Source organism: Rugamonas violacea, assembly GCF_016461825.1.
In the GTDB taxonomy this organism is placed as follows: domain Bacteria; phylum Pseudomonadota; class Gammaproteobacteria; order Burkholderiales; family Burkholderiaceae_D; genus Rugamonas.
The window spans coordinates 59016-83153 of record NZ_JAEMNU010000031.1; the positions used below are offsets into that span (position 1 = coordinate 59016).

Sequence of the window (24138 nt, forward strand, 5' to 3'; positions counted from 1 at the left end):
CCGTATGCACGCCGCCACCGCCTACCAGCCCGGCATCGCGGCCGACGACGTCGCACTGATCGTTGAGCGCGTCGCCGCGCCCGTCTGGCAGGCGTTGCGCGGCCAGCGCATCTTCATCACCGGCGGCACCGGCTTCCTCGGCTGCTGGCTGCTGGAGGCGCTGCTGGCCGGCCAGGCCCGGTTCGACCTGGGCCTGCAGCTGACCGTGCTGAGCCGCAACCCGGACGGCTTCCGCGCCAGGGCGCCGCACCTGGCCGGCGCCGCCGCCGTCACCGTGCTGGAAGGCGACATGGCCGACCTGGCCGGCGTCGACGGCCAGCACGACATCGTCATCCACGCCGCCACCGACGTGGCGCGCGCCGGCGACGACCCCTTGCACAACTTCGAGCAGATCGTCGCCGGCAGCCGCGAGACCCTGGCGCTGGCGCAGCGCTGCGGCGCCAAGCGCTACCTGCTGACCAGCTCGGGCGCCGTCTACGGCCGCCAACCGGGCGACTGCGCCAACCTCGACGAAAGCTACGCCGGCGCGCCCGACACCGGCGACAGCGCCAGCGCCTACGGCCAGGCCAAGCGCGTCGCCGAGTGGATGACCGCCTGCCACGCCGGGCGTTTCGAGGTGCGCATCGCCCGCTGCTTCGCCTTCGCCGGCCCCTACCTGCCGCTCGACGCCCATTTCGCCATCGGCAATTTCATCGCCGACAGCCTGGCCGGCCGCCCGGTCCACATCGCCGGCGACGGCACGCCGCTGCGCTCCTATCTGTACGCCGCCGACCTGGCCGTCTGGCTGCTGACCATCCTGGTGCAAGGCGACAGCCGGCCCTACAACGTCGGCTCGCGCCACGCTTTGCCGCTGGCCGAGCTGGCCGCGCTGGTCAGCCGCACCATCGGCGGCGCCGAACAGGTCCACATCGCCGGCACGCCGACGCCGGGCCGGCCGCCGCAACGCTATGTGCCGGCCACGGCGCGCGCCGCCGCGCTGGGCCTGCAGGAATACACCGATCTCGCCACGGCGATCCGCAAGACCGCCGCCTGGCACCACAAGGAGCACCCACATGCCGCATAACGCCGACCCGTTCAACGCCCGCCGCCTGCGCCGCACCGTGCTGGAGATGGCCTACGCCGGCGCCACCGTGCACGTCGCCTGCGCCTTCTCGCTGACCGACATCCTCGCCGTGCTGTACCGCCAGCACCTGCGCTACCCCGACAACGATCCGGACGGCGCCGCGCGCGACTACCTGGTGCTGTCCAAGGGCCACGGCGTGATGGCGCAATACGCCTGCCTGTATGAAAAGGGCTGGCTGGCGCGCAGCGCGCTGGAGCAGTACTACAGCGACGGCACGCCGCTCAAGGGCCTGTCCGACGCCCACGTGCGCGGCTGCGAGGTGACTTCCGGCTCGCTCGGCCACGGCCTGTCGGTCGGCGTCGGCATGGCGCTGGCCGCCAAGCTGGGCCGCACCGACCAGCGCTGCTACGCCGTGCTCGGCGACGGCGAAATGAACGAGGGCTCGATCTGGGAGGCCATGCTGTTCGCCGCCCACCGCAAGCTCGACAACCTGGTCGTCATCGTCGACGCCAACGGCTTCCAGGCCATGGGCCGCACCGACGAGGTGATGGGCCTGGGCGTGTTGCGCGACAAGTTCGCCTCCTTCGGCTTCGAGGCGCTCGACGTCGACGGCCACGACGAGGCGGCGCTCGACGCCGCCCTGGTGGCGTTGAAGGCCAACGGCGACGGCCGGCCCAAGGCCATCGTCGCCCACACCGTCAAGGGCAAGGGCGTCTCCTTCATGGAGAACCAGAACCTGTGGCACTACACCCGCCTGAACGCCGACACCTTCGCCGCCGCCATGGCCGAACTGGAGTAACCATGAGAACCGCATTTTCCGACGCCATCGCCGCCGCCGCCATCGCCGACCCCAAGGTGTTGCTGCTGACGGGCGACCATGGTTACGCCCTGTTCGACGATTTCCGCAAGCACCGTCCCGACCAGTTCATCAACTGCGGCGTGGCCGAGCAAAACATGGTCGGCGTCGCCGCCGGCCTGGCCAAGGCCGGCTACAAACCCATCGTCTACGGCCTGGCCTGCTTCGTGCCGGTGCGCGTGCTCGAGCAGATCAAGCTCGACGTCTGCTACCAGGACCTGCCGGTGGTGTTCATCGGCGACGGCGCCGGCATCGTCTACAGCGCGCTGGGCAGCAGCCACCAGTCGGCCGAGGACATCGCCGTGCTGCGCGCCATCCCCAAGCTCGACATCCTCTCGCCCTGCGACGCCAGGGAGATGGACTACGCGATGGCCCACGCGCTGAGCTTCAAGCGCCCGGTCTACATCCGCATGGGCAAGTCCGACGTCGGCGAGATCCACCAGACGCCGCTCAGCGCGCCGATCGGCGATTTGGTGGCCGTGCGCAGCGGCGCCGCCGACGCGGCCGCTGGCGGCCCCCGCACGGCCTTCCTGGCCACCGGTTCGATGGTCAAGAGCGCCATGCTGCTGGCCGAGCGGCTGGGCGACAACCCGGTCTGGAGCGTGCCGACCATCAAACCGATCAACCACGCCCAGGTGGCCGAGCTGGCGCGCCGCTACGACAACCTGGTGGTGCTGGAGGAACACAACCGCATCGGCGGGCTGGGCGGCGCCGTGGCCGAGGTGGTCGGCGACCTGGGCGGCGCGCGCGCCCGCGTGCTGCGCCTGGGCATCAACGACCGCTTCTCCGAATTCAACGGCAGCTGGGACTACCTGCTGCGCGAACACGGCATCGACACCGAGTCGCTGCTGGCGCAGATCCAGACCCTGCTGCGCGACGACGCCTAGGCCGGCCGGCCGCGCCCGTCGCGGCCGCCCTCCCCCTTCATTCCCCAGGCAGCATCCCATTCCACCTTAGGCAACCCGTCATGGCAGAAACCAGCCCCGTCCTTTCGATCTGCATCCCCACCTTCAACCGCGCCCCCTTCCTCGAACAAACCCTGGCCAGCATTTGCGCCCAGGCCGCCTTCGTCGACGGCGCGCAGATCGAGGTGGTGATCTCCGACAACTTCTCCGACGACGAGACCGAGGCCGTCGGCCAGCGCTACGCCGCCGCCTTCCCCGGCAAGGTGCGTTACCACCGCAACGCCGAGCCGGTGCAGGCCGACAAGAACTTCGACATCGTCATGCACCTCGGCCGTGGCGACTACCTGAAGCTGCACAACGACAATCTGCTGATCAACAACGGCAGCCTGGCCGAGATGCTCAGGGTGGTGCAGGCCACGGCGGCCGAGCGGCCGGTGATCTTCTTCACCAATGGCAACATGAACCAGGGCAACCCGATCGAGGTGCTCAACAACATCAACGACTTCGTCCGCCGCGTCTCCTTCTTCTGCACCTGGATCGGCGGCTTCGGCATGTGGCGCGAGGAGTTCCTCGCCATGACGGACTTCGGCCGCCACACCAGCCTGCGCCTGGTGCAAACCGACGTGCTGTTGCGCCTGATGGCGATGGGCAAGCGGGCGATCGTGCTGTACCAGCCCTACTTCACCGGCCTGAACATCGGCAAGAAGGGTGGTTACAACATCGCCGAAGTGTTCGGCCAGAACTACCTGTGGCTGCTCAAGCTCTACCTGACACCGGGCCAGCTGGACGACGCCGTGTTCCAGGCCGAGAAGCAGTCGGTGCTGATCAACCACATCATTCCCTACTACTTCGACAAGGACAACGGTTTCCAGAAGACCGGCTTCTTCCCCTTCATGCAGGATTACCTGCACGATCCCTACTTCTACCAGGCGGTCGAGCATCTGATCGATGTGGCACCGGCGCAGGCCGCCGCCGCGCCGGCGCCGGCCGCGCCCCAGCTCAGCGCGCAGGAGCAGCACCAGGCGCAGATGAGCGCGCACTGGCGCGCCCTCAACCCGCACAACGAAATCAGCCTGACGCGCTGCCACGGCCCGTTCGACTTCAACCGCGTGACGGCCGGCCGCAAGAGCTACGGCGGCCTGACGGTGTGGACCTTCGGCTGCGGCGACGAGGGCCTGCGGATCGGCAACTTCGTCTCGATCGCCGACGACGTCAAATTCCTCCTCGGCGGCAACCACCACTACGAAGGCTTCTCCACCTTCCCCTTCATGGCCAAGTATTTCGGCACGGCCGAGTCGGGCACCAAGGGACCGATCGTCATCGGCGACGACGTCTGGATCGGCTACAACACGACCGTCCTGTCCGGCGTGACGATCGGCCAGGGCGCCATCGTCGCCGCCGGCAGCCTGGTGACGCGCGACGTGGCGCCCTACAGCATCGTCGGCGGCAACCCGGCCAAGCTGATCAAGCACCGCTTCGCCCCCGAGGTGATCGAGAAGATCAGCAAGCTCGACTTCTCCAAGCTGGACGACCAGGCCATCCTGCGCAACCGCGAGATCCTCTACCAGCCGCTGACGCCCGACAACGTCGACGCCATCCTGGCGCAGCTGACTGGCTGATGCGATGAGGATTGAACAGGCTCTGGAGCGGCTTGGTCAAACTATTCCATTGCACCCGCAGTATTCATGCGGTCGGCAAAACGGCGGGCAATGGCTGCACAGCCAGGCGCAGGCCCATTGCCCGTAGGATGGCGGAAAGACTGCTCAGCGCCGGATTCCCCCTGGCCGATAAAGTACGATAGAGCTGCGTCGGATTCAGCTGCGCCTGCTCGGCCACCATCTGCATTCCGCCAAGGGCCAGCGCCATTTGCCGCAACACGATCAACAGTTCAGCTTGGTCGCCATCCTCCAGGATGTTGTTGATGAGATCCAGCGCGAAGCTTGGGTCGTCACGAAACAACTCCGCCATTGCCTCGTCATGGGGTCTACTTCTCATCGTCGGCTCTCCTGTGCCAGTCCTGCCAATATTCCACCGCCCTATTGACGTCCACGTCCTGCCTGCGTTTGTCTCCACCGCACAACAACAAAACTACGCAGCGCCCCGCCAAGCCGTAGTACACGCGATAACCAGGCCCCAAATTAACGCGTAGCTCCCACACACCGTCGCGGCAGAATTTATGATCGCCAAAGTTGCCATGCTCGATGCGCATGACATGACGTACGATCGCAAGCCTGGCCTGCCGATCAGGCAACCGTCCCAGCCAGTCGTTGTAAATATCCTTGCGTGAACCCGCGCTCAGATAGTGCTCGATCCGATATATGGTCATATTCGTTTATGAACGAATGGCAGTCAAGGTAAGAGGGCAGAAAAAATCCCACCGCGCCATTTGGTGAACGCGCCAGGATTCCGTCGATCCGTCACAATGACATGAAAATTCGCTCATCCTTACGCGCAAACGCAATGGCGAACATTGTTGTGGCGGCGGGGTGATCCGGTGTGCTAGCCGCTAACGGCAGACACAGCCCCCCCTATCCCGGCGCAGCTCAGGTGGTCTTGTCGCCGCCGGTGCCTTCACTTGGCGCAAAAAAGCCCGCCCCCGCGCTTGAACGCGGGGGCGGGCTTTTTCTGCGGCCGAACGCGCCGGCGGCGCGGCGGCCTAGCGGAAACTCAGGCGCTTGGACTTGTACAGGTACTCGTACTCGTCCATGTCCTTGTTGCGCGCCAGGTTCCACAGCGCCGGAGCGCGCGAGATCAGTTCGAACTTGTCGAAGTCGAAGGCGAAGTCGTCGGCGCGCACCGGCGGGATGCGCGTGTGGTTGACGTGGTAGATGAACTTCGAGGCCAGCCGGCTGAACTGCTGGACGTAGTTGGCCACGTTGTTGAGCGACATCTCGGCCAGGCTGTAGGAGTTGAAGGCCAGGTCGACCGAGTCGTCCTTCAGCTCGGCCAGCGCGAAGTTCGGCAAGACCACGCCGTCGTACCGGCTCAGGTCGGCCGTCGCCAGGTCGATCTCGCCGTACAGCGCGATCTTCTTGTCGGGGAAGCAGCTGAGCAGGTAGAAGGCGCTCAGCGCCATGTTCTCCGGCAGGTCGACGTCGATGTAGGTGAAGTTGCTGTTGTCGCGCATCAGGAAGTGGCCCAGGCCGCCGAAGCCGCCGCCCAGCTCCAACACCGCCGTATGGCCCTCGCCGCGGATCAGCCGGCTGATGATGGTGGCGTAGTAGTGCTGGTAGTCGACGCCGGCGCGGAAGAACTTGCCGTCGATCTCGAAACCGTAGGGGTTGCCCACCTGCGGCGTCTGCAGCGCGTCCAGGCTGTGCGTCTTGCCGATCGAATCGAGCCAGATCTGCATGCGGTGCATGATGTCGGCGATGTACTTGCCCTTGGCGTCCTCGCTGACGTTGCCGGAGAAGTAGGTGCTCTCCATGTCGACCGGCATGCCGTGGATGCCGATGCTGCAGGTTTCGCGGAAGAAGTTGCCGTAGATTCTGGCCAGCTCGGCGGCGTCGCCGCTGGCCATCACCTCCATCACCTTGCCCATGTAGCCCTGGTAGATCGGCAGCCACATGTGGCTGACCTGGTACTCCTCGGCGGCATCCTTCTGCACCGCCTTGGCCTTGTTGTACGAGGCGATGACGCGGTCGATGATCTTGCCATCGACTTCCATTTTACGATCGATGAAGCCGTTGTCTACAATTAAGAGCATGCTCGTTCCTCGTTGGCGGTTCGGATGAAAATCTGGCTGCGTCGGACGTGGCCGGGATGACTCCGCTCAGGGCTCGCGGATCGACTCGTCGACCGCCTTGGTCAACGGCCACAACAAATACGACATCACGGTGCGCTGGCCGACCACGATCTCGGCCGCCAGCGTCATGCCCGGCAGCAGCTGGGCGCCGGGCGCCATGTGGTGCAGCTTGGCCTTGCCCAGGTTGATGCGGCTCAAGTAGTAGGCGTCCATGCCCTGGGCCTGGTTGTTGGCCTCGCGGCGGAAGGCGTCCTGGCTGATCGAGCGCACCTTGCCGTCGAGCGAGCCGTGCTGCTGGAAGGAGTAGGCGTCGATCTTGATGTGGGCGCTGTCGCCGACCTTGATGTAGCCGATGTCGGCCGAGTCGATCTGCACCTCGATCTCCAGCGCGGCGCCGAGCGGCACCAGGGTGAACATGGTCTCGGCCTCGCGCACGATCGAGCCTTGCGACAGCTTGGCCACCTCCAGCACCACGGCGTCGGCCGGCGCGGTCAGCTGCACCAGCTGGTGGCGCTTGTCGGCCTTGGCCAGTTGCTCGTTGACGCCGTCGCGGTCGCGCGTGGCGGCCAGCAGGTCTTCCAGCATCTTCTGCCGCCAGTTCTTGGCGAAGCCGGCGCGCTCGGCCTGGGCCGAGGCCAGCTCGCGCTCCATCTCGGTGGCCTTGTTGAGCTGCATGATCATGTCGCGCTCGACGCCGAGGCGGCGGTCGCGCGCTTCGAGCAGGTGCATCTTGGCGCCGAACTGCTCGGCCATCAACTGCTCCTGCATCGCCTCGACCTCGCGCAGCGACTTGACGCGCAGGGCCAGGATCACCTGGTCGCGCTTGTTGGTTTCCAGGCCGGCCTGCAGGCGGGCGATGTTCTGGTCCATCTTGGTCTTCTGCGCGGCGAAATTGCCCTGGCGCTCGGTCGACAGCTGTGACTGCAGCAGGCCGTCGGCGCTCAGGCCGGCCACGGCGACGGCGCCCGGCTGGCCCGACAGCTCGGCGCGCAGGCCGGCGGTCTGGGTGTCCAGGCTGGCCAGGCGGGCGCGCAACTGGGCCTCGTCGGCCTGGGTGAAGGTCGGGTCCAAGGTGGCCAGCAGCTGGCCCTTCTTGACCACCTGGCCGGCGCGCACTTCGATGCGCTGGATGATCGAGGTCTCCAGCGGCTGCACCACGATGTTCGGCTGCGGGTTGACCAGGCGGCCCTTGGCGATGACGATCTTCTCGACGTGCGACAGGCTGGCCCACAGGATGAAGGTGGCGAAGGCGGCCAGCAGCACGTGCAGGGTGATGCGGACGAAGCGCGGCAGCGGGCCGCGCTCGATGGCGTCGGCGTCCGGCAGGAAGTCGATCTCCGTTTCGTCCTTGTTGCGGCGGCGGTTGGCGGTCACAGGTGGCTTGTTTGCTGGTTCCATAGGTGCTGGTAAGTTTCGCTACGTGTGAGCAGTTCGGAGTGGCGGCCGCTGTCCATCAGGCGGCCCTGTTGCATGACCAGGATGGTGTTGGCGTTGACCAGGGTCGACAGGCGGTGCGAGATCATCACCACGGTGCGGCCGACGGCGATGCGCGACAGGTTGCGGATGAAGATGGCCTCGCTCTCCGGGTCCAGCGCGCTGGCGGCCTCGTCGAGGATGAGGATGCGCGGCTTGGCCAGCAGCGAGCGGGCGATCGACAGGCGCTGCTTCTGGCCGCCCGACAGGTTGGCGGCGTTCTCTTCGAGCAGGGTGTCGTAGCCCATCGGCAGGCGCTCGATGAACTCGTCGGCGCCGGCGGCGGCGGCGGCCTCGAGGATCTCCTCGAAGGAGGCGTCCGGCTTGGTCACGGTGAGGTTGTCGCGCACGGTGCCGCGGAACAGGAAGTTCTCCTGCAACACCACGCCGATTTGCCGGCGCAGGTGCGACAGTTCGATCTCGCGGGCGTCGATGCCGTCGAAGCGGACGATGCCCTCCTGCACGCCGTAGAGGCCCTGGATCAGCTTGGTCAGGGTGGTCTTGCCCGAGCCGCTGCGGCCGACGATGCCGACCACGGTGCCCGGCGCGATGGTGAAGCTGGCCTTGTCGAGCGCCATCGCCTGCGCGCCCGGATAGCGGAAGGTGACGTCGTCGAAGCGGATCTCGCCGTTCAGGATCGGACGCAGGCCGCCGGCGCCGGCGCGGCCCTCGGGGGCGCGGTTCATCACCTCGCCCAGCATGCGCACCGACAGCGCCGTTTCCTGGTACTCGTTGACCAGGCCGACGATGGAGATCAGCGGGCCGGTGACGCGGCCCGACAACATCTGGAAGGCGATCAGCGCGCCGACCGAGAGGGTCTGGTCGAACACGTCCTGGGCGCCGACGACGATCAGCGTGACCGGCAGCATCTTGCCGAGGAAGTCGGTGACCGAGTTGCCGGCGATGGAGATCTGGCCGACGCGGAAGTGCATGGTGATCGCCTCGGCCGAGCGCTGGTCCCAGATGCGCCGCTGGCTGGGCTCGATGGCCAGCGCCTTGACGGTGCGCATGCCGTGGATGGTCTCGACCAGCATCGCCTGGCGCTGCCCCTCGGCGGCGTAGAGGGCGTTGAGGCGGCGCTGGAAGGTCGGCACCATGGCCATCACCACCGCCGCGATCATGGCGGCGAACAGCAGCACGATCAAGGCCAGCTTGAGCGAGTAGGCGAACAGGATCGGCAGGAAGACGAACAGGGCGATCAGGTCGAGGCCGGTGAAGAACAGCCGGCCGGTGAGGAAGGTGCGGATCTTTTCGAGCTGCTGCATGTGGCGCGTGACGACGCCGGCGGTGGTGGTCTCGAAGTAGTCGATCGGCAGCGACAGCAGGTGGCCGAAGGTGCGCCGGGTCAGCCGCATGTCGATCTTGTTGGACGCCGCCAGGGTCAGCGTCTGGCGCAGGAAGCCGAAGGTGGCGTCGAACATCAAGGCCAGCACGATGCCGACGGCCAGCACCCACAAGGTGGTCTGGCTCTGGTGGGTCAGCACCTTGTCGATCACCAATTGGAAGAAGATCGGCGAGGCCAGCGCCAACAGGTGCATCGCCACGGCGGCGATGAAGATGTCGCGGAAGGCCGCCTTCTGTTTCAGGATCTCGGGGATGAACCAGCGCAGGCCGAACGGCTGGTTGGGGTCGGACAACTTGTGTTGCCGTTTGACGAAGAGGACCTCGCCGCTCCAGCGGGCGCAGAAGTCGGCGCGCGGTTCGAGCGTCACGCTGGCGTTCTCGGCGATGGGATTGAGCAGGGCCACCTGGCCGTCGCCGTCGCCTTCGCCGTTGCGCACGCCGACCACGATCACCATGTTGCCGTCGTTGAGGCGGGCCATCAGCGGGAACACGCCGCCCTGGGCCAGCAGGCGGCTCCAGCTCAAGGTGTCGAGTTTGGCCTTCAGGCCGATGTCGGCGGCGATGCGCAGCAGCAGGCCGTTGCCGGGCTCCTCGGCGCCCATGGCGTAATCGTCGATCAGGCGTTCGGGATTGATTTGCAGACCGTGGTGCTGGGCGATCGCGGTCAGGCACTGGATCGCGGTGTGGGGGAATTTATCGTGCATTGTGAGGGGACGAATGCAGGGGCGCACATGACAACATCGATGTTCACCTTCTATTGTGGCAAAGGAAATGGATAGAGCTTGCGTCAGCGCATCTCGCTCTGGGATTCTAACTCAGGGCCGTGCTTCCCGGCGCTCTTTTTGATGCCTCTGTGCACATAATAAAAAAGCGGCAAGACTCTCAGGTCTTGCCGCTTTTGGCCGGGCGGCGGCGGCGGCCGGACTGGCCCGCCGCCGCGCGCTGCGCTGGCTTACTTCGGTGCCGCCAGGAAGCCGTGGCCGCCGTTCGATTGCAGCGCTTTCAGGCGCAGCGTGTCGTCGGTCGAGGACAGCTGTTCGCCGCCGCCGAGCGCCTTGCCGTTGGCGTCGAACTGCTTGAGCACGTCGGCCAGCTGGGCCACGCTGGTGCTGACCTTGCTACCCTGCACGTCCAGCTTGGTCGTGGCCGGTGCCGCTTCGGTGGCGCCGGCGCCGCCGAAGGAGGACATCGCCTGCACCAGGCCGGTGACGCTGCCGCGCAGGTCGCTCGGCGTTGCCGCCGCTTTGGCCGCCTGGTCCATGGCGAACCAGACGTCGGCCGCCGCGTGGGTCTTGCCGTCGCTGGTCTCGAAGGTCGATGTCGCGCCAACGATGTTGCCGTTGTTCAGCGAGGCATCCTGCTTGCCGTCGAGGTTCAGCTTGGTGATGCCCAGCTGGTTCAGCGATTTCAGCTCGTCGGCCTGGCTGATGCCGTCGGCGTTGCCGTCGACCCAGACGCGCAGGTCGGCGAAGGCGCCGTCGGCGGCGCTGATGACGCCGTCGCCGTTGCTGTCGAGTTCAGCCATGGCTTGGTAGCCGTTGCTGGCTTTCTGACCGTTGGCCAGGGTGGTGCCGGAACCGAACAGCTCGCCACCGTCGTTGATCAGACCGTCGTGGTTGCGATCCAGCGCCAGCAAGCCGTCGCCGCCGCCGACCCAACCCGTGCCGCCCTTGTTACCGGTGGCCAGCAGGTCGAACTTCACGCCGGCCGACAGCGCCAGGGTGGTGATGCCGTCGCCGTTCAGGTCCAGCACGATCGGCGTGCCCAGTGGCGAAGGCAGCGCGTTGATCTGGTCGGTGCTCAGGCCCGGCACCTGGTTGCTGGTGATCGAGCAGACCTGGCTGGTGGTCATGACGTGGATCTGGTCGGTCGTCAGCGCGCGGATCTGCGCGGTGCTCAGCGCCGCGATGGCACCGGTGCGCAGGGCCACGAAGTCGGCCGTCTCCATCGCCGCCAACTGGTTGGTGGTCAGCGCCTGCACCTGTTTGGTGGTGAAGGCGACGATCTGGCCGGTGCTCAGGCCGACGATCTGGTCGGTCGTCAGCGCCGCCACTTGCGCGGTGGTCAGGCCGGCGAAGGACGAGGTCTTCAGCGCGGCGACGTCCTCGGTGTTGAGGGCGGCGACGGCGGCGGTGCTCAGCGCGGCCACCTGGGCCGACGACAGCACGGCGACCTGGCTCGAACTCAGCGCGACGGCCTGGTCGGTGCTCAGACCGGCCGCCAGCGCGGTGGTGCTCAGCGCGGCCACTTGCGCGGTCGACAGGGCGACGATCTGGTCGGTCGTCAGCGCGGCGACCTGGGCGGTGCGCAAGGTGGCGATCGAGGCCGTTTTCAACACGGCGATGTCGGCCGTTTCGATGGCGGCGACCGAGTTGGTCGACAGCGCGTTGACCTGCGCCGTGCTCAGCGCGTTCAGCTGCGCCGAGTTGAGCGCCACCACCTGGTCGGTGGTCAGGCCGGTGGCCAGGTTGGCGGTGCTCAGCGAGGCGATCTGCGCGGTGCTCAGCGAGGAAGCCTGGCCGGTGGTCAGGGCGGCGACCTGGGCGCTGTTGAGGGCGCTGATGGCCGCCGTTTTCAGGGCCACCAGGTCGGCCGTTTCGAGGGCGGCGATGCCGTCGGTGCTCAGGGCGGCGACTTGGCCGCTGCTCAGCGCGTTGGCCTGGGCCGTCGCCAGGGCGACGATCTGGTCGGTCGTCAGGGCCTTGACCTGGTTGGTCGACAGGCCGCCGATGGCCGAGGTCTTGAGCGCGGCGAAGTCCTCGGTTTGCAGCGCGGCGATCGAGTTGGTCGACAGCGCGGCCACTTGTGCCGAGCTCAGCGCGTTGGCCTGGGCGGTGCCCAGCGCCACCACCTGGTCGGTGCTCAGCGCCGACGACAGCTGGGTGGTGGTCAGGGCGGCGATCTGGCCGACCGTCAGGTTGGCCACCTGGTCGGTCGTCAGCGCGGCGACCTGGGCGGTGCGCAGCGAGGCGATGGCGGCGGTTTTCAGACCGACGATGTCGGCCGTCTCGATCGCCGCGATGGCGCCGGTCGAGAGGGAGTTCACCTGGTTGGTGCTCATGGCGTTGAGCTGGTTCGACGACAGCGCCACCACCTGGTCGGTGGTCAGACCGGCCGACAGCTGGGTGGTGGTCAGCGAGGCGATCTGCGCGGTCAGCAGGGCGCCGATCTGGTTGGTCGTCACGGCCGACAACTGGGCGGTGGTCAGGTTGGCGATGGCGGCCGTTTTCAGGGCGACCAGATCGGCCGTCTCGATGGCGGCGACGCCGTCGGTGCTCAGGGCGCCGACCTGCACGCTGGTCAGGGCACCGGCCTGGGCCACGGTCAGGGCGACGATCTGGTCGGTGGTCAGCGCCTTGGCCTGGGCCGAGGTCAGACCGGCGATGGCGACAGTGCGCAGGGCGGCGAAGTCGGCCGTTTCCAGGGCGACGATGTCGTTGGTCGACAGCGCGCCGACCTGGGCCGAGCTGAGCGCGCCGGCCTGGTCGGAACGCAGGGCCACGATCTGGTCGGTGGTCAGCGAGGCGATGTTGGCGGTGGTGACCGCGGCGATCTGGCCGGTGGTCAGGTTGGACAACTGGTCGGTGGTCAGCGCGGCCAACTGGGCCGTTTTCAGCGAAGCGATGATCGAGGTTTTCAGACCGACGATGTCGGCCGTCTCGATGGCGGCGATGTCCTTGGTCGACAGGGCGCCGAACTGGTTGCTGCTGAAGGCGCCGAACTGGGCCGACGACAGCGCCACCACCTGGTCGGTGCTCAGGCTGGAGGCGATCTGCGCGGTGGTCAGCGAAGCGATCTGCGCGGTGGTCATGCTGGACACCTGGCCGGTGGTCAGGGCGACGACCTGGTCGGTGGTCAGGGCGGCGATGGCGGCGGTTTTGATCGCCACCAGGTCGGCCGTTTCCAGCGCGGCGATGGCCGAGGTGCTCAGACCGGCGACCTGGGCGCTGTTCAGCGCGCTGGCCTGGGCGGTGCTCAGGGCGACGATCTGGTCGGTGGTCAGGGCCTTGGCCTGGCTGGTGCTCAAGCCGGCGATGGCCGCCGTTTTCAGGTTGGCGAAGTCCTCGGTCTGCAGGGCGGCGATGTTGTTGGTCGACAGTGCGGCGACCTGTTGCGAGCTCAGCGCGCCGGCCTGGTTCGAGGTCAGGGCGACGATCTGGTCGGTGGTCAGCGCACCCATGTTGGCGGTGGTGATCGCGCTGATCTGGCCGGTGGTCAGGTTGGACAACTGGTCGGTGGTCAGCGCGGCCAACTGGGCCGTTTTCAACGAGGCGATGATCGAGGTTTTCAAACCGACGATGTCGGCCGTCTCGATGGCGGCGATGTTGTTGGTCGACAGGACGCCGAACTGGGCGGTGTTGAAGGCGCCGAACTGGGTCGACGACAGCGCCACCACCTGGTCGGTGCTCAGGCTCGAGCCGATCTGCGCGGTGGTCAGCGAAGCGATCTGCGCGGTGGTCAGGCTGGACACCTGGCCGGTGGTCAGGGCGACGACCTGGTTGGTGGTCAGGGCGGCGATGGCGGCGGTTTTGAGCGCCACCAGGTCGGCCGTTTCCAGCGCGGCGATGGCGTCGGTGCTCAGACCGGCGACCTGGGCGCTGTTCAGCGACGAAGCCTGGGCGGTGCTCAGGGCGACGATCTGGTCGGTGGTCAGCGCCTTGGCCTGGTTGGTGCTCAGGCCGGCGATGGCGGCGGTCTTCAGGTTGGCGAAGTCCTCGGTCTGCAGGGCGACGATGTCGTTGGTCGACAGCGCGGCGACCTGTTGCGAGCTCAGCGCGCCGGCCTGGTTCGAGCTCAGGGCGACGATCTGGTCGGTGGTCAGCGCGGCCATGTTGGCGGTGGTGATCGCGCTGATCTGGCCGGTGGTCAGGTTGGACAACTGGTCGGTGGTCAGCGCGGCCAACTGGGCCGTTTTCAGCGAAGCGATGATGGCGGTTTTCAGACCGACGATATCGGCCGTCTCGATGGCGGCGATGTTGTTGGTCGACAGGACGCCGAACTGGGCGGTGCTGAAGGCGCCGAACTGGGTCGACGACAGCGCCACGACCTGGTCGGTGCTCAGGCTCGAGCCGATCTGGGTGGTGGTCAGCGAAGCGATCTGCGCGGTGGTCAGGCTGGACACCTGGCCGGTGGTCAGGGCGACGACCTGGTTGGTGGTCAAAGCGGCGATGGCGGCGGTTTTGATCGCCACCAGATCGGCCGTTTCCAGCGCGGCGACGGCGTCGGTGCTCAGACCGGCGACCTGGGCGCTGTTCAGCGCGCTGGCCTGGGCGGTGCTCAGGGCGACGATCTGGTCGGTGGTCAGGGCCTTGGCCTGGTTGGTGCTCAAGCCGGCGATGGCCGCCGTTTTCAGGTTGGCGAAGTCCTCGGTCTGCAGGGCGACGATGTCGTTGGTCGACAGCGCGGCGACCTGTTGCGAGCTCAGCGCGCCGGCCTGGTTGGACGACAGCGCGACGATCTGGTCGGTGGTCAGCGCGGCCATGTTGGCGGTGGTGATCGCGCTGATCTGGCCGGTGGTCAGGTTGGACAACTGGTCGGTGGTCAGCGCGGCCAACTGGGCCGTTTTGAGCGAAGCGATGATGGCGGTTTTCAGACCGACGATATCGGCCGTCTCGATGGCGGCGATGTTGTTGGTCGACAGGGCGCCGAACTGGGCGGTGTTGAAGGCGCCGAATTGGCTCGACGACAGCGCCACCACCTGGTCGGTGCTCAGGCTCGAGCCGATCTGGGTGGTGGTCAGCGAGGCGATCTGCGCGGTGGTCAGGCTGGACACCTGGCCGGTGGTCAGGGCGACGACCTGGTTGGTGGTCAAAGCGGCGATGGCGCCGGTTTTGATCGCCACCAGGTCGGCCGTTTCCAGCGCGGCGACGGCGTCGGTGCTCAGACCGGCGACCTGGGCGCTGTTCAGCGACGAAGCCTGGGCGGTGCTCAGGGCGACGATCTGGTCGGTGGTCAGGGCCTTGGCCTGGTTGGTGCTCAAACCGGCGATGGCGGCGGTCTTCAGGTTGGCGAAGTCCTCGGTCTGCAGGGCGACGATGGCGTTGGTCGACAGCGCGCCGACCTGGGCCGAGCTCAATGCGCCGGCCTGGTTGGACGACAGCGCGACGATCTGGTCGGTGGTCAGCGCGGCCATGTTGGCGGTGGTGATCGCGCTGATCTGGCCGGTGGTCAGGTTGGACAACTGGTCGGTGGTCAGCGCGGCCAATTGGGCCGTTTTCAGCGCGGCGATGATCGAGGTCTTCAGGCCGACGATGTCGGCCGTCTCGATGGCGGCGATGTTGTTGGTCGACAGGGCGCCGAACTGGGCGGTGCTGAAGGCGCCGAACTGGCTCGACGACAGCGCCACCACCTGGTCGGTGCTCAGGCTAGAGCCGATCTGGGTGGTGGTCAGCGAGGCGACCTGCGCGGTGGTCAGGCTGGACACCTGGCCGGTGGTCAGGGCGACGACCTGGTTGGTGGTCAAAGCGGCGATGGCGGCGGTTTTGATGGCCACCAGGTCGGCCGTTTCCAGCGCGGCGACGGCGTCGGTGCTCAGACCGGCGACCTGGGCGCTGTTCAGCGAGGAGGCCTGGGCGGTGCTCAGGGCGACGATCTGGTCGGTGGTCAGGGCCTTGGCCTGGTTGGTCGACAGGCCGGCGATGGCGGCGGTCTTCAGCGCGGCCAGGTCGTCGGTCTGCAGGGCGGCGATGCCGCTGGTGCTCAGCGCGGCGACTTGTTGCGAGCTCAGCGCGGCGGCTTGGGCGGTGCTCAGCGCGACCACTTGGTCGGTGGTCAGCACGCCCATGTTGGCGGTCGAGATGGCGGCGGCCTGGGCGGCGCTCAGCGCGGCGATCTGGTCGGTGGTCAGCGAGACCATCTGGCCCGATTTCAGCGAGGCGATGACGGCGGTCTTCAAGGCGCCGATGTCGGCGGTCTCGATGGCGGCGACCGAAGCGGTGGCCATGGCGCCGACCTGGGCCGAGCTCAGCACGGCGACCTGGTTCGAGCTCAGCGCCACCACCTGGTCGGTGGTCAGGCCGGCCGACAGGGCCAGGGTGCTGAGGGAGGCGACTTGGGCGGTGGTCAGGCTGCTGATCTGGTTGGTGGTCAGGGAGACCAGCTGGCTGGTCTGCAGGGCGTTGATGGCGGCGGTCTTGAGGGCCACCAGGTCGGCCGTTTCCAGCGCGGCCAGCACGCCGGTGCTCAGCGAGGCGACTTGGGCGGTGCCCAGCGCGTTGGCTTGGGAGGTGGTCAGCGCGACGGCCTGATCAGTGGTCAGGGCGCGCAGGGTGTTGGTGCTCAGGCCGGCGATGGTGGCGGTTTTCAGGGCGGCGAAGTCGCCCGTTTCCAGGGCGGCGAAGGCGTTGGTCGACAGGGCCGAGGCCTGCGACGAGCTCAGGATGGCGGCCTGGTTGGACGACAGCGCGACGATCTGGTCGGTGGTGATGGCGTTGGCCAACTGGTTGGTGGTCAACACCGCGATGTGGTTGGTGTTCAGCGCGACGATCTGATCGGTCGTCAGGGCGCGGAACTGGGCGGTGTTCAAGCCCGCGATATCAGCAGTCGCCAGAGTTGCAATTGTTTGGGTCGACAGACTTGCGATCTGGTCGGTTGACATGCTGGTTACGAGGCTCATTTCCATTCTCCTTGGGGGGCACTACCTGAATTCAGTCAAGATACGAGACGAAGCCGAGCGGGACTACTCCCTGGGGCTCCTCCTCACTATCGCTGGCACATTGCCAATTTTCTACTATGTTTTTTCTGCTATCCCGAAGCCACGGCCGCAAGAAAGCCCTGCTTTCCATTCTTAACGTCAACAAAAAAGTTAACTTGAGTAAACGAAAGCGGGATTCCTTGCTTAACTTCAACTTTCTTGCATTGCTTCAAAATCAATAATTCACAACAGTCATTGCGCTTGGGTAAAAAGGGGAATGACGATGCGCTTAGGTACAAAGCGACCGCTTCCGCACTTTCATTAAGTAAACTTGTTTACATAGGGCAATTTGTTTTGGCACACTGCGCATGTCGCCGGGCGGACCAGAGACAGGCGGAATACGAACCCCGAGTATAGCCCAAATAATTTCCCAAAAGAACGTTTTTGCCGCCCTGTCTCCTGTCAGCAACCTGATTTTCGGGCAAGTTTTAAGCTATCTCAACGATGTCGAAAAGGCACTTTCCGGCGGCCGGCGCACGCTCCCGGCGGCGGCCGCCGCGGCGGCGCGCCTTGATTCACTAGGGAAACATCGATCCCGCCGATACTTTGCCGTAGAGAAATGACAGGACGATGACGGCGGCCGCCGATCGTTGCCGCTCCTCAACTTATCGCCGGCCGCCCGGCCCGCCGGCATGGCCTGTTTAGGGGATTGCCGCATTATCAAAAGGAAACTTTCAATGCCGTAGGCACCACACGGCGCAAATCCGGCGCCGGGAAAAGTATTCTGACGGAAATTTCGCGGTGGATTCTCTCGCAATCCCACCCCTGGCGCGACGGCATGCCGGGCGGTGCCGAAAAAAAGGGCGGCGCCGAGACCGGCGCCGCCCTGTTTTACCCCGCCCGGCCCCGGCCAGGCCCCGCTGGCGGCCGTTTTGGCGGCGCCGGCGGCTTGCCGGCCGTGCCGCCGGGACTCAACCCTGTTTCTGCGCCGCCACCCAACCCTTGATGCGCGTTTCCAACACATCCATCGGCAAGGCGCCGGCGCCCAGCACCTGGTCGTGGAAGGCGCGGATGTCGAACTTGCCGCCCAGCTCGGTCTTGGCGTAGTCGCGCAGGGCGATGATCTTCAGCTGGCCGATCTTGTAGCCCAGCGCCTGGCCGGGCCAGACGATGTAGCGGTCGGTCTCGCTCTGCACCTCGATCTCGTCGGTGCCGGAGTGGGCGTGGAAGTAGTCGACCACCTGCTGCCGGCTCCACTTCTTATAGTGCAGGCCGGTGTCGACCACCAGGCGGATGGCGCGCAACATCTCGTCCTGCAGGTGGCCGTAGTAACTATATGGGTCGCTGTAGAAGCCCAGCTCCTCGCCCAGCCGCTCGGCGTACAACGCCCAGCCCTCGGTGTAGGAGGTGTAATAGGCTTGCTGGCGGAACGAGGGCAAGGCCTCGACCTCCTGCGCGATGGCGATCTGCATGTGGTGGCCCGGCACGCCCTCGTGCAGCGCGGTGGTCTCGACGCCGATGGTCGAGCGCTTGGCGAAATCGCCGGTGTTGACCATCACCCGGCCCGGCCGGCTGCCGTCCGGCGCGCCCTGGTTGTAGGCGGCGCTGGAGGCCTCCTTCTCGGCGAACTCCTCGACCTGGACGATCTTGACCTTGCCTTTGGGCAGGATGCCGAACTGTTCGGGCAGCTTGGCGTACATCTGCTCGGTGTACTTGCCGTACAGGTCGACCAGCTCCTGGCGCGACTTCGGATGCAGCGCCGGATTGGCCGCCAGCGAGGCGTTGAAGCTTTTCAGGTCGGTGAAACCGAGCTGTTGCGCCACGCCCAGCATTTGCCCCTCGATGCGCGCCACTTCGGCCAGGCCCAGTTGGTGGATCTGCTCGGGCGTCTGCTCGGTGGTGGTCGAGCTCTTGGCGCGGTAGCTGTAGCGCGCCGCGCCGTCCGGCAGCGACCACAGGCCGACATCGCGGCGGCCGTGCGGCTGGTACTCGGTCTTGACGAAGCGGGCGAACTGTTTATAGGTCGGCACCACCTCCTTGCTGATCGCCGCCAGGATGGCGCCGCGCAGACGGGCCTGCTCGGCGGCCGGGATGCCGGCCGGGAAGCGCTTGAGCGGCTCGGCGAACGGCGAGTCGGCCGGCTTCATCGCCGCCAGGTCCTCGCACTGGCGCACGATCTTGGGGATCAGGAACTGCGGCGGCATCAGGCGGTCGCGCACACCCTTGCGCATTTGCAGCGTGGTCTCCTTGAAGGCGCGCGGCAACTGGTGCAGGCGGGCCAGATAGTCCTCGTAGTCCTTGACGCTGTCGAAGCTGAGCGCGGCCACCAGTTGCGGCGCGTCGATGTGGATGCCGGAGTTCTGCAGCACCGGCATTTCCCACTCCTTGAAGCGGGCGCCCTCCAGATTGAGCCGCAGATTGCGCAACATCAGCGCCAGGTTCAGCTGCTCCTGCTCGGAGAAGCCGCTGCCGTCGATCGCCTCGAAGCGCTTGAGGAAGTCGGCGCCGGCCTTCAGGTCGGCGTCGATGGCCCGCTGCGAGAAGTCGGACAGGCGGTCGTTGTAGCGCTTGTCGCCGAGAATGGAGGCCCACTCCGGGCTGTTGCGCATGGTGTATTCCCATTGCTCCTTGAGCAGGTCGGACAGCGCCGCGGGGGGGGNCCGCCCCCCGCGGCCGGATCGGCGGCGCCGGCGTGGGCGCAGCCAAAGACGAGGGAAAGAAGTAGCGCGCTGGCGCCGGTGCGGGAGGCGAGGGTCATGATGTCCTGTCTGCGGGGAAAGTGGTGGAGGCTGCACTGTAGGCGAGGACGTGCTCGGCGGCGGGGCAATTGTGACAGGATGTCATTTTCGCCGGCTGGACTGCAGCCGGCGCCGACGGCGCCGTTGCGCATCGGCTACAGCGGCGCCGGCCGCTTGTGACGCCGGCCACCCGCCGTGGCTTTTTGTTCGCTAGCGCACAGCGTATCTCAGCCATAGGTGTAGAGTTGGAGGCATGGATAATTCGAAAAAACTGGCCGGGGTCGCCGGCGTCGCCAGCATGTTGTGGCTGGCCATGACGGCGGCGGTGGCGGCCAACCAGCGCCGCCTGGTGTTCAACCCCACCGTCAAACGCGAGGTCGAACGACCACTCAGCAGCGGCCACCGCACCCGTCCCATCGTGCTGCGCTCGAAGGACGGCACGCGCCTGTCCGGCTGGTTGATGACGCCGGCCGCGCTGGGACCGCATCCCGGCGTGGTCTACTTCGGCGGCCGCTCGGAGGAGGTGTCGTGGGTGGCGCGCGACGCCGGCAAACTGTTCCCCGGCATGGCCGTGCTGGCGGTCAACTACCGCGGCTACGGCGATTCGCACGGCGACCCGGCCGAACACCACATGGTCGACGACGGCCGCATGCTCTACGACTGGCTGGGCCAACACCACCATGTCGACCCGCGCCGCATCGCCGTGGTCGGCCGCAGCCTGGGTTCGGGCGTGGCGGTGCAGGTGGCGTTGGAGCGCGACGCCCACTCGATCGTCCTGATCACGCCCTACGACTCGCTGCTGGCGATCGCCAAGCGGCGTTTCCGCGCGCTGCCGATCGAATACGTGCTGCGCCACCGCTTCGAGTCGGTCAAGTACGCCGCCGCGCTGATGGCGCCGACCTATGTGCTGCGCGCCGCCAGCGACGACATCGTGCCGCACTCGCACACCGACCAGCTGGTGGCCCGCCTGGGCCGGCTGCACGCCGACGAGACCGTGCCCGACTCCGACCACCTGAACATCCCCTATCTGGACAGCACGCAAACCCGCATCGCCAACTTCCTCAGCCAGCAGTTCCGCCGCCCGTCCGGCGACGCCGCCTAGGCCGGCGCGGCCGGCGCCGTGACGCTGCGGCCCGGCCCGGCCCGGCCGCACCGCACCGCACCGGCGTCAGCCCAGCTTCGCTTCAACCCAGCTTCTTCAACTGCTCGCGGGCATAGACCGCGTTGGGATGGTTGGGTGCCAGCTCGATGAAGCTGGTGTAGGCCTTCTTCGCCTTGTCGGTCTCGCCCAGGCGCATGCGCGCGTCGCCCAGGTTCAGGTAGGCAATGGCGCGCGAGGTGTCGATCTGCAAGGTGTTCTCGAACCAGCGCGCCGCCTCGGCGAATTTCTCCTGCTTGTAATAGACGAAACCGAGGTTGTTGGCGGCCAGGCCGAAGTCGGGGCGGAACTTGAGCGCCTCGGTGAAAGCCGCCTCGGCTTGGGCGTACTGCTTCTCCTTGTACAGCTGCAAGCCCTTGTCGTTGGCGCGCTGCGCCAACTGGCGGCCGGAGGCGTCGACCTGCTTGGGCGCCTCGATCTTCAGCTCGCCGCCCTGCAGGTTCTTCACCACCACGGCCTTGCCCTCGGCCTGCTGCTGGCGCCCGGTGTCGAGCTTGCTGTTGAGGGCGATCGCCTCGGCCGACAACTGGCCGGTCTGGGCGCTGAGGAACTCCGCCTCGGCCGGCAGCTGGAAGATGAACTCGCCGCCCTCGGAGCCGGGCAGGCTGCCGAAGGCCGGCGTCTGCTGCGACACGCTGGCCACCGCCGGCGCCACGTAGGCGGCCAGCTCGGTGGCGGTGATGACGCCGTCGCCGTTCAGGTCGGCCTTGCCGCCCAGCGCCTGCAACACCGTCCAGGTGAACACCGAATGGCCGCCGGGGCCGCCGTCGGCCACCATCTGGTCGGCGCCGCCGGCCGTCAGCATCTGCCGGCCCATGCGCCGCGCGTTGTCGCGCAGGAAGGCGGCGCTGCCGCCGCCGCGCGTCAGGCCCAGGCCGCTGTAGCAGGCGTCCATCAGGAACAGCACGTGCTTGGCGTTCAGGCTTTCGGCGATGTTCTGCAGGTCGGTCATCGGGATGGCGTCGACGCTGACCTGGTTGGGATCGGAGTCGACCGGGATGATGTAACCGAGGTTGCGGCCCGAGCTGAGCTGGCGCGTGGCGCCGTGGCCGGCGAAGAAGACGAAGACGCGGTCGTCCTTCTTCAGTTGGGCGTCGGCCAGCTTGTCGTGGAACACCGCCAGGATGTTGTTGCGGGTCGCCTCGCCGTTGTTCAACGAGAAGACCTTGTTGCTGTCGAAGCCGAAACGCTTGACCAGCGTGTCGCGGATGGCGTTGGCGTCCTGCACGGCGTACTGCAGCTTGGGCCACTTCTGATAGTCGTTGACGCCGATCACCACGGCGTAGCTGTTGGCGTAGCCGCTGCTCGGCGCGATCCGCTCGGCTTCCGGCTTGGCGCCGCGCGCCACGGTGAACTCGCTGCCGTTCCAGCCGGCGAAGCTGTAGCCGTCGGCGATCAGCTTGTCGAGCACCATCGGCAGCGCCTTGACGCTGCGGGCGTGGATGTCGTGGAACAGCACGATGCCGCGCTGCTCCTTGCCCAGGGTGGTCAGCACGCGGTTGGCGATCGAGTTGGGCACCGGATCGGCCCAGTCGAGCGAGTCGACGTTCCACATCACCGAGCGCAGGCCCAGCTTGGCCAGGATGGCCAGGCCCTCGGCGTTGTGGGCGCCGTAGGGGAAGCGGAACAAGCTGGAGCGGCGCGGGTCGACCGACTTGAGCATCTGGTCGGCGTGGGCGATCTCGCCATACAGCTGCTCGCCGCTCTGCTTGGACAGCAGGGCGTGGCTATAGCTGTGGTTGCCGACGGCGTGGCCGGCGTCGAGCAACTGGCGGCTGGTGGCGGCGGCGGACTTGCCGGGGATCTCCTTGCCTTGGGCGTCGAGCTTGCCCAGGTTGCGGCCGACCTGGAAGAACACGCCCGGCACGTTGTACTGCTTGAGGATGGCGGCGATCTCTTCCGTGTAACTGCCGTGCGGACCGTCGTCGAAGGTCAGCACCACGGTCTTCGGCGGCAGCGCGTTGCCGAAGATCTCCTTGGCCGGCGCCGGCGCGGCGGCGGCCAAGGAGGCGGATGCGGACGCCGAGGCCGAGGCCGAGGCCGACGCGCCGTCGCCGGCGCCGGCCGGCGGCTCGGCGTAGGGCACGATGACGCCGTAGTCCTTCATGATCTGCTCGCGGCTGTACAGCTTGCGCAGATGGGCCACGTAGTCGTCCCAGCGCTCGCGCTTGGGCACGATGGCGCGGCTGTCGAAACGGCCGAAGATGTCCTTGAGTTCCTTGTCGTACTGCTTCTCGATGTCCTCCAGCGCGGCGAGGTCCTCGCCGACCCGCTTGTGCAGCTTGATGGCCGGCAGCGTCTGGTCGGCGGCGGCCAGCTTTTGCAGGCTCAGCAGCACTTCGCGGAAGGCCAGCCGGTCGGCGTCGTACAGGTCGGCGGCCGACTCGATCCAGGCCAGCATGGCGTCGGTGGCGGCGTCGCGCTGGGCCGCCGGCAGGGCGCGCATCTGCTGCAGTTGCAGCTCGATGGCGGCCAGGCGCTCCAGGTTCTCGTGGAACAGCGACTGGCCGACCTGGCTGGCGGCGTGCTTGTCGGCGGCGCTCATGCTCTGCTCGTCGGCCAGCAGCACGATGATCTTGCGGTGGGCGGCGAGCAGGTCGAGCAGGGCCGGCGGCACGTTTTGCGCGCTGCCCGCCTGGCTGGCGGCGGCGCCGGCCGCGCCGGCCGGCGGCGGGGTTTTCAGGTAGAGGAAGGCGGCGGCGCCGAGGGCGGCCACGGCCACTACGGCGGCGGCGGCGAGGTGCTTGCGAGATGTCATGAAGGAAACCGTGTCCAGTGAGCAACGAATCAGGGTATTTTATGACAAATTGAACAATCTGATCGAAAGCTTCAGCTGCGCGGGCGCACAAGCGCGCCGCTTAAGTCGACGCAGCTGGCCGCAACAGCCCCTGCGCCCCGTCCCGGGCCGGGCGCTTGGCAACGCGCGCCGTGACAAAGCGAGAGAAATCACCGCACTTTTATCGTTATATTGATTGTTGGATTATTGGGCGAGCACGCGAAAGGATGGTCTGGCATGGATTTGAGCCGCAAGCGCCTTCCAGGGAATATGCCGCCGACGCCGCCCGCCGCCCACACGGCAACCATGAACGGTCGGCCGCCACGCGCCGGCGCGCTGTCGGTCGCGAAGTCTGTGCCAAGCCCGCCGCCGTATTTCCTGCCGCAGCGGCCGCCGCCATTGGCGCCATCCTTGCAGGCAAAACTGGCCCATGGTCCGCTGCACGG

General features: G+C 67.0%; 14 protein-coding genes. 6 read left to right on the forward strand and 8 right to left on the reverse strand.

Annotated elements, in window-relative coordinates; genetic code table 11:
- Window positions 1-4 precede the first annotated feature (4 nt).
- The 4 genes from H7U20_RS06055 (at window position 5) to H7U20_RS06070 (ending at window position 4443) form a co-directional block, all read left to right on the forward strand.
- The gene (locus H7U20_RS06055) at window positions 5-1063 is read left to right on the forward strand and encodes an NAD-dependent epimerase/dehydratase family protein (protein ID WP_199518713.1); all 1059 of its coding nucleotides are present in this window, start codon (window positions 5-7) and stop codon (window positions 1061-1063) included.
- Entirely contained in the window at window positions 1053-1862 is an 810-nt protein-coding gene (locus H7U20_RS06060; RefSeq protein ID WP_199518714.1) for a transketolase, read from the forward strand. The genes H7U20_RS06055 and H7U20_RS06060 overlap by 11 nt, the downstream gene beginning before the upstream one ends.
- Window positions 1863-1864: 2 nt before the next feature.
- Window positions 1865-2806: a transketolase family protein gene (locus tag H7U20_RS06065; RefSeq protein ID WP_199518715.1), complete on the forward strand. Its 942-nt coding sequence runs from the start codon at window positions 1865-1867 to the stop codon at window positions 2804-2806.
- Between the two features lie 80 nt (window positions 2807-2886).
- A complete protein-coding gene (locus tag H7U20_RS06070) occupies window positions 2887-4443 on the forward strand; it encodes a glycosyltransferase (protein WP_199518716.1) in 1557 nt (518 codons plus the stop codon).
- A gap of 64 nt (window positions 4444-4507) precedes the next feature.
- Here the strand turns inward: H7U20_RS06070 and H7U20_RS06075 are convergent, their stop codons facing one another.
- From H7U20_RS06075 to H7U20_RS06105, 7 genes are all read right to left on the reverse strand, one after another.
- A complete protein-coding gene (locus H7U20_RS06075; RefSeq protein ID WP_199518717.1) occupies window positions 4508-4819 on the reverse strand; it encodes a helix-turn-helix domain-containing transcriptional regulator in 312 nt (103 codons plus the stop codon).
- Window positions 4809-5150, reverse strand: a complete 342-nt coding sequence (locus tag H7U20_RS06080) for a type II toxin-antitoxin system RelE/ParE family toxin (RefSeq protein WP_199518718.1) — start codon at window positions 5148-5150, stop codon at window positions 4809-4811. The genes H7U20_RS06075 and H7U20_RS06080 overlap by 11 nt, the downstream gene beginning before the upstream one ends.
- A 330-nt stretch (window positions 5151-5480) precedes the next feature.
- Window positions 5481-6530, reverse strand: coding sequence for a putative sugar O-methyltransferase (locus tag H7U20_RS06085; protein ID WP_199518719.1), 1050 nt, complete (start codon window positions 6528-6530; stop codon window positions 5481-5483).
- A gap of 66 nt (window positions 6531-6596) precedes the next feature.
- Window positions 6597-7967, reverse strand: coding sequence for an HlyD family type I secretion periplasmic adaptor subunit (locus tag H7U20_RS06090; protein ID WP_199518720.1), 1371 nt, complete (start codon window positions 7965-7967; stop codon window positions 6597-6599).
- Window positions 7940-10090, reverse strand: coding sequence for a peptidase domain-containing ABC transporter (locus H7U20_RS06095; RefSeq protein ID WP_199518721.1), 2151 nt, complete (start codon window positions 10088-10090; stop codon window positions 7940-7942). Before H7U20_RS06095 ends, H7U20_RS06090 begins: the two co-directional genes overlap by 28 nt.
- A gap of 248 nt (window positions 10091-10338) precedes the next feature.
- Window positions 10339-17007 carry a heme utilization protein gene (locus H7U20_RS30110; RefSeq protein WP_233410533.1) on the reverse strand — a complete coding sequence of 2223 codons (6669 nt, stop codon included), beginning with the start codon at window positions 17005-17007 and terminating at the stop codon, window positions 10339-10341.
- Window positions 17008-17990: 983 nt separating this feature from the next.
- Complete coding sequence (locus H7U20_RS06105) at window positions 17991-19628, reverse strand: DUF885 domain-containing protein (RefSeq protein WP_233410534.1); 1638 nt, start codon at window positions 19626-19628, stop codon at window positions 17991-17993.
- Window positions 19629-20010: 382 nt separating this feature from the next.
- Between H7U20_RS06105 and H7U20_RS06110 the strand changes: the two genes are divergently transcribed.
- Window positions 20011-20859 carry an alpha/beta hydrolase gene (locus H7U20_RS06110; RefSeq protein ID WP_199518722.1) on the forward strand — a complete coding sequence of 283 codons (849 nt, stop codon included), beginning with the start codon at window positions 20011-20013 and terminating at the stop codon, window positions 20857-20859.
- Between the two features lie 82 nt (window positions 20860-20941).
- Here H7U20_RS06110 and H7U20_RS06115 read toward each other — a convergent pair whose 3' ends face one another.
- On the reverse strand, window positions 20942-23674 hold the full coding sequence (locus H7U20_RS06115) for a polysaccharide deacetylase family protein (protein WP_199518723.1): 2733 nt from the start codon (window positions 23672-23674) through the stop codon (window positions 20942-20944).
- On the opposite strand from H7U20_RS06115, the gene H7U20_RS06120 reads away from it, so the two are divergent.
- Window positions 23673-23888: a hypothetical protein gene (locus H7U20_RS06120; RefSeq protein WP_199518724.1), complete on the forward strand. Its 216-nt coding sequence runs from the start codon at window positions 23673-23675 to the stop codon at window positions 23886-23888. The two genes, H7U20_RS06115 and H7U20_RS06120, sit on opposite strands and share 2 nt — an antisense overlap.
- The last annotated feature ends 250 nt before the right edge of the window (window positions 23889-24138 follow it).